At 65.0% G+C, this 11,999-nt stretch carries 11 protein-coding genes; 8 read left to right on the forward strand and 3 right to left on the reverse strand.

Annotated elements, in window-relative coordinates:
• Positions 1–138 precede the first annotated feature (138 nt).
• From ACOJSI_RS20065 to ACOJSI_RS20080, 4 genes are read left to right on the forward strand one after another with little or no spacing between them, the layout of a single operon-like run.
• Positions 139–720: a histidine phosphatase family protein gene (locus tag ACOJSI_RS20065; RefSeq protein WP_420140092.1), complete on the forward strand. Its 582-nt coding sequence runs from the start codon at positions 139–141 to the stop codon at positions 718–720.
• Positions 717–1,532: a TIGR04290 family methyltransferase gene (locus ACOJSI_RS20070; protein ID WP_420140093.1), complete on the forward strand. Its 816-nt coding sequence runs from the start codon at positions 717–719 to the stop codon at positions 1,530–1,532. The genes ACOJSI_RS20065 and ACOJSI_RS20070 overlap by 4 nt, the downstream gene beginning before the upstream one ends.
• Positions 1,529–2,542, forward strand: a complete 1,014-nt coding sequence (locus tag ACOJSI_RS20075) for a glycosyl hydrolase (RefSeq protein ID WP_420140094.1) — start codon at positions 1,529–1,531, stop codon at positions 2,540–2,542. The genes ACOJSI_RS20070 and ACOJSI_RS20075 overlap by 4 nt, the downstream gene beginning before the upstream one ends.
• Complete coding sequence (locus tag ACOJSI_RS20080) at positions 2,542–3,666, forward strand: inositol-3-phosphate synthase (RefSeq protein WP_420140095.1); 1,125 nt, start codon at positions 2,542–2,544, stop codon at positions 3,664–3,666. Before ACOJSI_RS20075 ends, ACOJSI_RS20080 begins: the two co-directional genes overlap by 1 nt.
• On the opposite strand, the gene ACOJSI_RS20085 is transcribed toward ACOJSI_RS20080, so the two are convergent.
• A complete protein-coding gene (locus ACOJSI_RS20085) occupies positions 3,655–4,194 on the reverse strand; it encodes a DUF1003 domain-containing protein (RefSeq protein ID WP_420140096.1) in 540 nt (179 codons plus the stop codon). The two genes, ACOJSI_RS20080 and ACOJSI_RS20085, sit on opposite strands and share 12 nt — an antisense overlap.
• Before the next feature lie 50 nt (positions 4,195–4,244).
• Here ACOJSI_RS20085 and ACOJSI_RS20090 point away from each other — a divergent pair, with 50 nt between their 5' ends.
• From ACOJSI_RS20090 to ACOJSI_RS20100, 3 genes are all read left to right on the forward strand, one after another.
• Positions 4,245–5,213: an MDR/zinc-dependent alcohol dehydrogenase-like family protein gene (locus tag ACOJSI_RS20090; RefSeq protein ID WP_420140097.1), complete on the forward strand. Its 969-nt coding sequence runs from the start codon at positions 4,245–4,247 to the stop codon at positions 5,211–5,213.
• Complete coding sequence (locus tag ACOJSI_RS20095) at positions 5,206–6,198, forward strand: Gfo/Idh/MocA family protein (protein WP_420140098.1); 993 nt, start codon at positions 5,206–5,208, stop codon at positions 6,196–6,198. Before ACOJSI_RS20090 ends, ACOJSI_RS20095 begins: the two co-directional genes overlap by 8 nt.
• 100 nt (positions 6,199–6,298) lie before the next feature.
• The gene (locus ACOJSI_RS20100) at positions 6,299–7,165 is read left to right on the forward strand and encodes a hypothetical protein (RefSeq protein ID WP_420140099.1); all 867 of its coding nucleotides are present in this window, start codon (positions 6,299–6,301) and stop codon (positions 7,163–7,165) included.
• Positions 7,166–7,195: 30 nt separating this feature from the next.
• Here the strand turns inward: ACOJSI_RS20100 and ACOJSI_RS20105 are convergent, their stop codons facing one another.
• Positions 7,196–9,634, reverse strand: a complete 2,439-nt coding sequence (locus ACOJSI_RS20105; RefSeq protein WP_420140100.1) for a glycoside hydrolase family 3 N-terminal domain-containing protein — start codon at positions 9,632–9,634, stop codon at positions 7,196–7,198.
• 159 nt (positions 9,635–9,793) lie between these two features.
• On the opposite strand from ACOJSI_RS20105, the gene ACOJSI_RS20110 reads away from it, so the two are divergent.
• Positions 9,794–11,410, forward strand: coding sequence for a glycoside hydrolase family 43 protein (locus ACOJSI_RS20110; RefSeq protein ID WP_420140101.1), 1,617 nt, complete (start codon positions 9,794–9,796; stop codon positions 11,408–11,410).
• A gap of 60 nt (positions 11,411–11,470) precedes the next feature.
• Here ACOJSI_RS20110 and msrB read toward each other — a convergent pair whose 3' ends face one another.
• Positions 11,471–11,920 carry a peptide-methionine (R)-S-oxide reductase MsrB gene (gene msrB / locus ACOJSI_RS20115; protein WP_420140102.1) on the reverse strand — a complete coding sequence of 150 codons (450 nt, stop codon included), beginning with the start codon at positions 11,918–11,920 and terminating at the stop codon, positions 11,471–11,473.
• Between the last annotated feature and the right edge of the window lie 79 nt (positions 11,921–11,999).

Below are 11,999 nucleotides of genomic sequence, written 5' to 3' on the forward strand. Positions count from 1 at the left end.
TCCAAGTGCTTCTTCTTCATCTTTGTTCCGCCGCGCAATCAGATTCTTGCATTTTTACGTCAGGATGTGGAACAGACGCGGCCCTGTGTGGTTGCAAGCTTCTATGTTGATGCTCTCCACTCGTTCCTTTGCTGCGTGATGGGCTTGGTGTTTCTGGCCCGGCACGGCAGCCACGATGAGGTGGGGCATGTGTTGAGCGGGCGTTCCGACATCGCGCTGAACGAGGCCGGCCGGGCGCAGGCGCGCTGGCTGGCGGGCCGCTTGGCGGATGTGCCGCTCGCCGCCATCTTCGCCAGCCCGCGCCGCCGCGCGCAGGAGACGGCCGCGCCGATCGCTACGGCCCACGGTTTGCCCGTTCAGACCAGCGCCGCTTGGGACGAGATCGACTTCGGCGCGTGGGCAGGCCAACCCTTCGCCGCACTGGATCGGCGGAGCGATTGGCAATGCTGGAACGGCGCGCGCGGGCGCGCCGTCACCCCGGCCGGCGACACGATGGCTGCCGCCACCCGCCGTGCGGTCGATCATCTCGAACATCTGGAAGAGGAGGGGCCGGTGCTGTGCGTCAGCCACTGCGACGTCATCCGCGGCGTCGTTTCGCAGTATCTCGGGCTGGACGCGGATCGGATCCTGTCGTTCGATTGCGATCCGGGCTCGCTCACCACACTGTCGCTCTATCAGGGCGGCGGTCGCGTCGTGGCCCTCAACGAGCGCTTGTCATGAGCGAGCGCGATCCCGCGTTGACCGCCGATCGGGAGGCGCTGCGTAGCGAGATCGAGGCGCTCGCACCCTGGTTTCACAATATCGATCTCGGCGGGGTGCACACCGCGCCCGATCATTTCCTGGGCGATTATCCGAATTTCAAGTTCGAACGCTTTGCCACGCTCCTGCCGGCCGATCTGAGCGGCAAGACGGTGCTCGATATCGGCTGCAATGCCGGCTTCTATTCCATCGAGATGAAGCGGCGGGGCGCCGAACGGGTTGTCGGCATCGACAGTGACGAACGCTATCTCGATCAAGCGCGGCTCGCCTCCCGTGCGCTTGGTTTCGATGGCATCGAGTTCCGCAAATTGTCGGTCTACGATGTCGGTGCGCTGGGCGAGCGGTTCGATCTCGTGATCTTCATGGGCGTGCTCTACCATCTGCGCCACCCGCTCCTGGCGCTCGACCTGATCCGCGAACATGTCGCAAAAGACATGCTGTTGTTCCAGTCGCTGCAGCAGGGCGCGAAAGAGGTGATGGAGGTGCCGGAGGATCACCCCTTCTATGTCGAAGGGACGCTGGATCCGCCTGCCTATTTCGACGACCCGCGCTATCCCAAGATGCACTTCATCGAAAAGCAGTTCGCGCATGATTGGACGAACTGGTGGGCCCCCAACCGCGCCTGCGCGGAAGCGATGCTGCGCGCGTCCGGCTTCGCGATCGAAGGCGGGCCGATCGACGAAGTCTATCTCTGCCGCACCGCCGAAATTCCCTTTGCCACCTGGAGCGATCAGCCGATGGCGGCCTATCCTGCGAAAGGACCCGCGGCATGATCGAAGCGGCGATGATCTGGAACGAGCCCAACAACAAGTCGCATTGGGATCCCAATATCGATCCCGAATGGGCGCAGTTCGCCGATCATGTGATCCGCGCCGGCACTGCGATCCACAGCATCAACCCCGCGGTCACGCGCGTGCTCGGCGGCATGTCGCCGATCGATCCCCACTGGCTCAGGCGGATGGAAGGCCATGGCGCGCTCGACGCGGTCGATGCCGTCGCCGTCCATGGCTTCCCGCTCGACTGGAATTTATGGCCGCTCAGCGCCTGGCCCGCCAAGGTCGCCGAAATCCAGGCGGTCACCGACAAGCCGGTCTGGGTCACCGAGGTGGGCGTCAGTTCCTTCGGCGCCGAGGAGGTACAGCAATTCGGGCTGGAGCGGACCGCCGCCTTGCTGTCCGGCGTCGTGCCCCGCATCTTCTGGTATTCGCTCTTCGATCTGCCGGTCAGTTGGGGCGCCGAAACCCGCCATCGCGAGGCGGAAGGCTCCTCTTATTACCGGCATTTCTATCTCGGCCTGATCCGCGAGGATGGTACGCCCAAGCCCGCGCTCGATACCTATGCGCAGCATGCCGCCGAGATCGGCCTGATGCAGTGGTTCCACTTCCACGATCCGCGCCTGGATGAGGCGGTGGCGTGGATGAAGCGGCTCGGCACGAAGCGGTTGCGCACCGGCCTGTCCTGGGCGGACAGTTTCCGCCCCGGCGCGGTCGACTCGTTCGATCGCCAGATGGAGGCGCTCGCCGATTTCGACGTGACCGTCACCTTCTGCTTCACGCCCCAGCATCTCGGCGTCGAGCCGCACCATACCAGCCCGGCGCGAGACCCGCAGGCCTTCGCCGATTTCTGCGCCTGGATGATCGATCGTTATGCCCCGGCAAGCGGCGTACGGCCGGCCATCACGAGCCCCGCGGCCGGGCCCGGGACGTCGCCCACCGGGCCCGAACTTGGCCTTCTCAACTTCGATCGAGACGAACGGCTCGCCGCCGAAAGGAGTGCAGCCTGATGCTCGCGCGTACATCCGAAACCATCAACGTCGCCCTGATCGGCGTCGGCAATTGCACCAGCTCGCTTGTCCAGGGCGTCAGCCATTATCGCGAAGGCGCGAACGACCTGACCGGGCTGATGCACGAGACGATCGGTGGCTACCGGCCGTCGGACATCCGCTTCGTAGCGGCATGGGATGTCGATCGCCGCAAGGTCGGCCGCGACATCGCCGACGCGATCTTCGCCAAGCCCAATTCCACCGCCATCTTCTGCCCCGACGTGAAGAAGATCGGCGCGAAGGTCCGCATGGGCGTCGTCAAGGATGGCGTCGCCGAACATATGCTGGACTATCCCGACGACGATCGCACCTTTTTGCTTGCGGACGCGCCGGAACCGACCCGCGATGAGGTGGTGGCGGCGTTGCGCGAAGCCCGGGTTGACGTGATGATGAATTATCTGCCGGTCGGCAGCCAGGCGGCGACCGAATTCTATGCCGAATGCGCGCTGGAAGCCGGTGTCGCCTTCGTCAACAATATCCCCGTCTTCATTGCCTCGGACGAGGCCTGGGCCGATCGCTTCCGTACCGCCGGTGTTCCGATCGTCGGCGACGACATCAAGGCGCAGATGGGCGCCACCATCGTCCACCGCGTGCTGACCGATCTGTTCCGCAAGCGTGGCGTGAAGCTGGATCGGACTTACCAGCTCAACACCGGCGGAAATACCGATTTCCTCAACATGTCGAACCGCACGCGGCTGAAGTCCAAGAAGATCAGCAAGACCGAAGCCGTCCAGTCCGTCGCGGAGCGGCGGCTGGAGGATGAGAATATCCATGTCGGTCCGTCCGATTACGTCGCCTGGCAGAATGACAACAAGGTCTGCTTCCTGCGCATGGAAGGGCAATTGTTCGGCGGCGTGCCGATGAACCTCGAACTGCGCCTGTCGGTGGAAGACAGCCCCAATTCAGCCGGCGTCGCGATCGACATGGTGCGCTGCGCCAAGCTGGCGCTCGACCGGGGCCTGTCTGGCCCGATCGATGCCGCCTCGGCCTATTTCTGCAAGCACCCGCCCCAGCAGATGACGGACGATCAGGCGCATCAGGCGCTGGAGGCGTTCGTCGCCGATGCTGCCGCGTCAGCGGCCTGATGGCCGCTCCGTTTCCTCGAGAGCATCGAGCACGCGTTCCGGCGCGACGTCCTGCCTGATCTCGTGAAACGCGGGATCGGTCTCGGTCACGCCTATGCGTTCGGCGATGCGCACCACAAGGTCGGCAAGCTTGGTCAATTCATGCTCGGCAAGAAGGTTGATATGCAGATCCAGCTTGGCCCGTCGATCCGAAAGGGCGGCCATGCGATTCTGGCTGATCAGGACGAAAGTCGACAGGAAGATCGCTTCGACCGACGCTTCCATCGCCAGGATGACGAAGCTGGGGTCGAAGCGCGGCGCGCCCGGCACCAACCCCAGGTTGATCGTCAGCCAGAGAGCATAGCCGACCAGGTGGATCAGCACGAACAGCATCGATCCGGTGAAGCGGGTGATGCGATCCGCCAAGCGGGTGCTGAGCGGTGCGCGTCGCTCCTCCAGCTCGGCCCGCTCGCGCAGCCGCGCGATGTTGGCGGCCAGCGTCGCATTCATGCCGGCGGTGTTGGCGCCATCGGGCTCGGCGGATTCCATCTGGCAAGAAATCCTCATCAATCCAAATAGTTGCCTTGGAAGGACAATGTATGACGGCGTCAATGGAAGCGGCGATACTGGCCGGCCCGGGAGAGATGCGGATTGCGCAGGTGGCGCGGCCGGAGCCTGCCGCGGGTGAGGTGCGGATCCGGCTGCAAGGCTGTGGGGTCTGCGCCTCTAATCTCGAGCCCTGGGCCGGCCAGGAATGGATGACCTATCCGGGTGAACCAGGCGGGCTCGGCCATGAAGGATGGGGTGTGATCGATGCGATCGGCGCAGGCGTGGAAGGGCTACGGGTCGGCGATCGGGTCGCGACCCTCGCCCATCGCAGCTTCGCCGAATATGACGTTGCGCCGGCGGAGGCAGTCGTGAAACTGCCGGCGGCGCTGGCGGATGAGCCCTTCCCGGGCGAGCCGCTCGGCTGCGCCTTCAACATCTTTCAGCGCAGCGATGTCCGCCCGGGCCAGACGGTGGCGATCGTTGGGATCGGCTTTCTCGGTGCCGTGCTGACGAAGCTCGCGACCGATGCCGGCGCTCGCGTCATCGCCATTTCGCGCCGGCCTTTCTCGCTCGATCTCGCGCGATCCTATGGCGCTGCCGAGACGATCGCGATGGACGATCATTGGGCGATCATCGATGCGGTGAAGCGGCTCACGGGGGATCGGATGTGTGAGCGCGTGATCGAGGCCGTCGGCAAGCAATGGCCGCTCGATCTGGCGGGCGAGCTCGTCGGCTTCGGCGGCAAGCTGATCGTCGCGGGCTATCATCAGGACGGGCCGCGTCAGGTTAATATGCAGATGTGGAACTGGAAGGGGATCGACGTGATCAACGCCCATGAGCGCGATCCGGAGGTGCAGCGCGCGGGCGTCCGCGCGGCGGTGGAGGCGGTCGCGTCCGGCCGGCTCGATCCGCGTCCACTCTATTCGCATCGCTTCCCGCTCGATCGGCTGGGGGAGGCGCTGGATGCGACCCGCGACAAGCCCGAAGGCTTCGTGAAAGCGCTGGTGACCTATGCCTAAGTCCAAGGTCGGATTCCTCGGCGTCGGCTGGATCGGCCGCAATCGCATGGAGGCGATGATCGATACCGACGCGATCGAGGTGATCGCGATCAGCGATCCTTCGGAGGAAATGACGCGCGAGGCGATCGCGCGGGCGCCTGCCGCGCGGATCGTCCCTTCGCTGGAAGCGCTACTCGCATTGCGCCCGGACGGGGTGGTCATCGCGACACCCAGCGCGCTCCATGCCGAACAATCAATCCAGGCGCTGGCTGCGGGCGTCGCGGTCTTCTGCCAGAAGCCGCTCGGCCGCAACGCAGGCGAGGTGGCGGCGGTGGTCGATGCCGCGCGCCGCGCCGATCGTCTGCTTGGCGTCGATCTTTCCTATCGTTTCACGGCCGGCATGCAGCGCATCGTCGAACTTATCCGCTCGGGCGAACTCGGCGAGATCTTCGCCATCGATCTGACGTTCCACAATGCGTACGGGCCCGGCAAGGATTGGTTCTTCGATCGCGCCGCATCCGGCGGCGGCTGCGTGATCGATCTCGGTGTGCATCTCGTCGATCTGGCTTTGTGGGCGATGGACTTCCCCGCGCTCGCCGGTCCGGTCCAGGCGACGCTGCTTCAGCACGCCAGGCCGCTGCCCGAAGGCGCGGTGGAAGACTATGCCACCGCCAGCTTCCAACTTGCATCGGGTGCCTCCGGCGCGTCGGTGCGGCTGGCCTGCTCCTGGAATTTGCATGCCGGGCAAGAGGCCGAGATCGGCGCCATCTTCTACGGCACCAACGGCGCGGCGGCGCTGCGGAACGTCAACGGCTCCTTCTACGACTTCACGGCAGAGCGCCATCGCGGAACGCAGCGCGAACTGCTGGTCGGCCCGCCGGATGCGTGGGGCGGGCGCGCTGCCGCCAATTGGGCGGTGCAGCTTGCCGCAGGGTCGCGCTTCGATCCGGAAAGCGCCCGGCTGATCGAGTCCGCGCGGATCCTGGACGCCATCTACGCGGCCTGACCCGTACCGTTTAGTTCCGTATCGGATACTAACCAGGGCTCCGGCGTTTCGCCGCCGGCCCGTGGTCTCGCTGCGGGTATGGACACGCAAAGGGAGCTCCATGTCCCATCCCGTTTTCCTCGACGCATCGGCCCTGTCGCGCATGCCCAACGGCGCCGACCGCGAGTGGGAGGCATTCTGGAAAGACGCGCGGCAGGAACTGGAGGCGAACAATGCACCGCCTCTCTTATGGTGGTGTTTGTTCTCCAGCAGCGATTTGCGCCGCGCGCGCGCGATCGATGATGAGGATATTGGCAGCGAAGAACGCGACGCGCTGCTGGACGATGTCGGCGCCGATCAGACCTATCCCTATCTGGTCACCGACCAGGGCGCCGCGCTGGACCGCCTCCGCCAGCGGCGCGCGACGATCCTGTCGGCGATTGGCCCCGAAAACGCATCGATCTATGACGGTTTCACGGCATTGATCGAGCAGCAATTCCGCCCCTTCCTCCTCGTGCGAACGTCCGGAATGATCGATGTCGCCGACGCCGAGCCTTTTTTCGCGGCGACGCTGGCGGAGCTGGATGCGCTGGATCGAGGAGGCGCTCCGGGGCCGCGGCTGGAGGAGCTTGTGCAGGAAATCCGCAACGCCCCGCTCAAAGATCGTATCTGGTTGCTGAGCGGGACCGGCGATGTCGATATCTGGCCGACTGCCGACTTGGATCCTTCCCGTGGCCAAAGGCGCGTCGAGAATGGACAGCGTTTCGGGCAGGTCGATCAGGACGATGTCTTCCGAGGGGCTGCACCCACCCCGGTCCGCACTCGCAACAAGCGGATCGACTCACTCGTGGAATGGCTCGGCAGCTTCGTCGCCGCCGCAGCCGGCCTCGGCACCTATTATTTTACCTTGTCCTGGGTTGCGGCGGTGGGCGCCTTCCTGGTGGCGGCGCTCGCGGTTGGTGTCGGGATCGGCTGGCTCAGGCGATAGTCGCCTGCACCAGCCGTCCTCACACAGACTTTACTTCGGGCAGACCGAACCCGCCGGATCGGCGGCCAGCCGCAGATCGGACAGCGACAGGGTGAACGGTCCGGTCGTGTTCAGCGCGAAGGCGGTGGTCACCGCGGTCATATCGTCGCCATGCGCCTTGAAGCAGGCAAGCGGGATCTTCACCGTCCGCCAGCCCGCGCCCGCCGCGAACAGCTGGCTCGCATCGACCGTGCCGGTTCCGACCGAAAGCTTGACCGGCGCCGCCGGGGCCTTGTCGACGCGATAGGTGATCTGCAGCTGGACGTCGGCATTCACCTCCCGCGTCAGGTTCATCGAATTGCCGCCGATGCGGATCGTGGCATCCTGCCCTGCCGGCCAGTTAAGCTGCACCGCACCTTCCTGCAGCGTCGCGCTATCGACCGGCTTGCGCTCGACACGGCTGTCGGTGGCGAAGGAGAAGGGTGCGGGTACGCGTCCCTTGGCGAAGAACAGGCTGCTATTGCCCAGGCTGGGATCGACACCGGACACTTCGCTCAACGCCCCGACGCTACCGCCGCGCGCATAGGTCAGGCCATAGCCAAGGGCGAACAGCGGATCGTAATTGGCCTCGCTTTTGTTGAGCGTGAATTGCGCCGCCGTCTTAGGCCAGCTGAACGACAGCGTGCCGCGGAAATCCTTGCGCGGCTTGCCCGCCGCATCGCCCACCAGCACGTCGGCAACGCCCGCCCCCTCGGTGCCGGGCAGCCACGCCGCCACGAACGCGTCGGACGCGTTCAGTTCGGGATTTACCCAGAGCGGTCGACCGGACAGGAAAACGGACACAACCGGGATGCCGGCGGCCTTGAACTTCTTCAGCATCGCCAGCGCGACCTTGTCGCCCGCCTCGAATTCCAGCGTGCGGATGTCGCCGCGCATCTCGGCATAAGGCTGTTCGCCGAACACGACCACGGCCAGGTCCGGCTTGGTCGTGTAGCTGCCGTCGGCACTCAGCGTCGCGATGCCGCCTGCCGCCTTCATCGCCGCGGCGATGCCGGCATAGATGGATGTGCCGCCCGGGAAATCGGCATTGGTGTTGCCGTCGCCCTGCCAGGACAAGGTCCAGCCGCCCGATTGCTGGCCGATATCGTCGGCATCCGCACCCGCGACCAGGATGTTGGCGCTGGCCTTGATCGGCAGGACACCGTTATTTTTCAGCAGTACCAGGCTTTCCGCCACCGCCTGCCGCGCGATCGCGCGATGTTCGGGCGCGCCCACCACGTCGAACTTGCCCGCATAAGGCCGGGCGGCTTCGAACAGGCCCAGTTTCACCTTCACGCGCAGGATGCGGCGGACGGCGTCATCGACGCGTGCCATCGGGATCTTGCCCGCCTTCACCTCGGCGACGGTGTTGGTGAACAGCTCTTTCCAGCCGTCGGGTGCCATCGCCATGTCCAGGCCGGCGTTGAACGTCTCGGGACAATCCCTGGTCGTGCAGCCGGGGATCTGGCCATGCGCGTTCCAGTCGCCGACGACGAACCCGTCAAAGCCCATCCGGCCCTTCAGCACGTCGGTCAGCAGGCTTTTATTGCCGTGCATCTTCACGCCCTGCCAGGACGAGAAGGACGCCATCACGCTCATCACGCCCGCATCGATCGCGGGGGGATAGCCGGCATTGTGGATCGCGATCAGGTCGCGCTCGGGAATGTCCGCATCGCCTTGGTCGACGCCGCCGATCGTGCCGCCATCGCCCAGGAAATGCTTGGCGCTGGCCGCGACATACCCCTGCTGGATCGTGCCCTTGCCCGGCTGCCCCTGCAGGCCGATCACCATCGCCGCGGAATAGGATGCGACGATGGAGGGATCTTCCGAATAGCCTTCATAGGCACGGCCCCAGCGTTCGTCCTGCGGCACGGTCAGCGTCGGACCGAACGCCCAATCGATGCCGGCGGCGGCGGTTTCGACGGCGGTGGCGCGGCCGATCTTGGTCATCAGCGCCGGGTCGCGCATCGCGCCCAGCCCGATATTGTGCGGGAAGACGGTGGCGCCGACGATGTTGGAATTACCGTGGACGGCGTCGATGCCGAAGATCAGCGGGATCGTGGTATGGCCCTTACGCGGCTCGTTCGCGACCGCGTTGAAGGCGCGCGCCGTCGCCAGCCAGGCAGGGGCAGGCGAGCGATCGGGGCTATCGAGCGGGGGCGAGCTGCCGCCGGCCAGGATGCTGCCCAGGGGATATTGGCGCAGATCGGCGGGGCGAATGCTGGCGATATCCGCCTGCACCATCTGGCCGACCTTCTCCTCCAGCGTCATCTTCGCCATCAGCGACGTCACGAACTTTTCGGTCTTGGGATCGACGAGGCCCTGGCTCTTCGCTGCTGGCCATAAATCGGGGTGGGCCAGTCCGCGCGGCGCGGAACCTTGCGCAATGCCGGCGCCCGCCAGCGTTAGCGCCATTGCCGAGACCAGTATCCCCTTGACCGTCCGCCTCATCTTCCGCTCCCTATACGCTCCGCTATGCTGCGGCCTTGCATGGCCTTAGCCGAACTTGTCTCAAACGCCAGATGAAAGCGTTGAACCGTGATAGCATCTCCCGCGCTGAAGCTCCTGAAAACGCTTACATTATTGGCGGCGTTCGGAAATTTGACATCGATGTCCTCCGCAGCCAACGTGGCGCGGTTCGACTGGGTCGAATATCAAGGTATTGAAAAGACGGCCGCTCCTGCGGCAGGCCAATATGCCAATCCGATCCTGGCGGGCTTCTATCCCGACCCTAGTATCGTCAAAGTTGGTGCAGATTTTTATCTGGTGAATTCCACCTTCTCGTTGGTCCCCGGCATCCCCGTGTGGCATAGCCGCGATCTCGTTCATTGGCGTCAGATCGGAAATGCGATCGATCGGCCCGGTCAGTTGAACTTCGGTGGCCTCGGCATGTCCAAGGGCGTCTTTGCGCCGGCCATTTCGCATCACAAGGACCGCTTCTACATCGTCAACACCTGCGTCGATTGCGGCGGCAACTTCGTCATCACCGCGCGTGATCCCAAGGGACCCTGGTCTGATCCGGTATGGCTGAAAGATGTCGGCGGTATCGATCCGTCGCTCTTCTTCGATCCGGATGGCGGTGCCTGGCTGGTCAATAACGATGTGCCCAAGGGCACCCCGCGCTATGACGGCCACCGCGCCATCTGGCTCCACCGCTTCGATCCCGAAACGCTGCGCACCACCGGCGAAGCGAAGATGATCGTCGATGGAGGCGTCGATCCCGCCGCCAAACCGATCTGGATCGAAGGCCCGCACCTCTTCAAGAAGGACGGCGTCTATTATCTGATGGCGGCCGAAGGCGGCACCAGCGACAGGCATAGCGAGGTGATCTTCCGCGCCGATCGCGTCGACGGTCCTTATGTGCCCGCGCCGGCCGGGGTGAACCCGATCCTGACGCAGCGGGATCTGGACCCCGCCCGCCCGCAGCCGGTTACCTCGTCGGGTCATGCCGATCTGGTGCAGCTGGACGATGGGAATTGGTGGGCCGTCTTCCTCGCGACCCGACCTTATGAGGGCGGCTTCTATAACACCGGGCGCGAAACCTTCCTGCTGCCCGTCAGCTGGGCCAATGGCTGGCCGACGATCCTGCCGCATGGCACGGCCGTTCCCCAGGTCGCCAAGGCGCCTGCGCTCCCCGCTTTCGCCGCGCCGCCGACGACCGGAAGCTTCGTCGCGCGGGACGATTTCACCGCGCCCAAGCTCGCGCCTTATTGGATGGTGATGCGCTCGCCGGCGGGATATTCGCTCGGCGGCGGCGCGCTCCAGCTGCAGGCGCGGCCCGAACGGATCGGCGACGGCAAGAGCCCCAGCTTCGTCGCCCGCCGCCAGCAGAATGCGGAAGCGATCGTCACCACCGCCGTCAACTTCGCGCCTGCCGACGGAGAGGAAGCAGGCCTGGCTGCCGTTCAAAACGACAATTTCTTCCTGGCCGTCGGCCTGACCCGCGAAGGCGGCAAGCTCGCCGTCCGGGTATCGCGCCGTGCCGGTGGGTCCGATCCGATCACGGGCGTGACGGTGGCGAGCAAGACGATCTCGTCTGGCCCGATCCGGCTGCGCGTCCACGCCCGCGGCGGCCGCTATGACTTCGATTATGCGACCGCGTCCGGGCCATGGCAGCCGGTCGCGCATGATGTCGATGCGACCAACTTGTCGACGGCCACCGCCGGCGGCTTCGTCGGAACGCTCATCGGCCCTTATGCGCAAAGCGGCACGCAGGCCGCACGCTAGGCATTGGTGGATCGGCCCCACGACACGGGGCCGACCCGTTTCATTTCGGATGCGTGAACCTTAGCGCACGTCCTCGACCTGATCGAGATAGGCACCATAGCCCTGTGCCTCCATCTCCTCGCGCGGCACGAAGCGTAAGGATGCCGAGTTGATGCAGTAACGCAGGCCACCGCGGTCGATCGGCCCGTCGTTGAAGACGTGGCCGAGATGGCTGTCGCCATGCTTCGAACGCACCTCGATCCGGTTCATGCCGTAAGAGGTGTCGTGCACCTCCTCGACATGCGAATGTTCGATCGGCTTGGTGAAGCTCGGCCAGCCGCATCCGGATTCATATTTATCCGAAGATGCGAACAGCGGCTCGCCCGACACGATGTCGACGTAAATGCCCGGCGCTTTGTTGTTGAGCAGGGCGCCCGTGCCGGGCCGCTCGGTCGCGCTTTCCTGGGTGACGCGATATTGCTCCGGCGTCAGCTGGGCGATGACGCTTTCGTCCTTGAAATAATCGGCCATGGATCGGCTCCCGTCAGAGGTGTGACCCCCAATATAGGGGGTCTCTGGCGCGCGGGGAGGGGCTTGCCGTGCGCGCATC

The sequence above is a fragment of the Sphingomonas sp. genome (assembly GCF_048595155.1).
In the GTDB taxonomy this organism is placed as follows: domain Bacteria; phylum Pseudomonadota; class Alphaproteobacteria; order Sphingomonadales; family Sphingomonadaceae; genus Sphingomonas_I.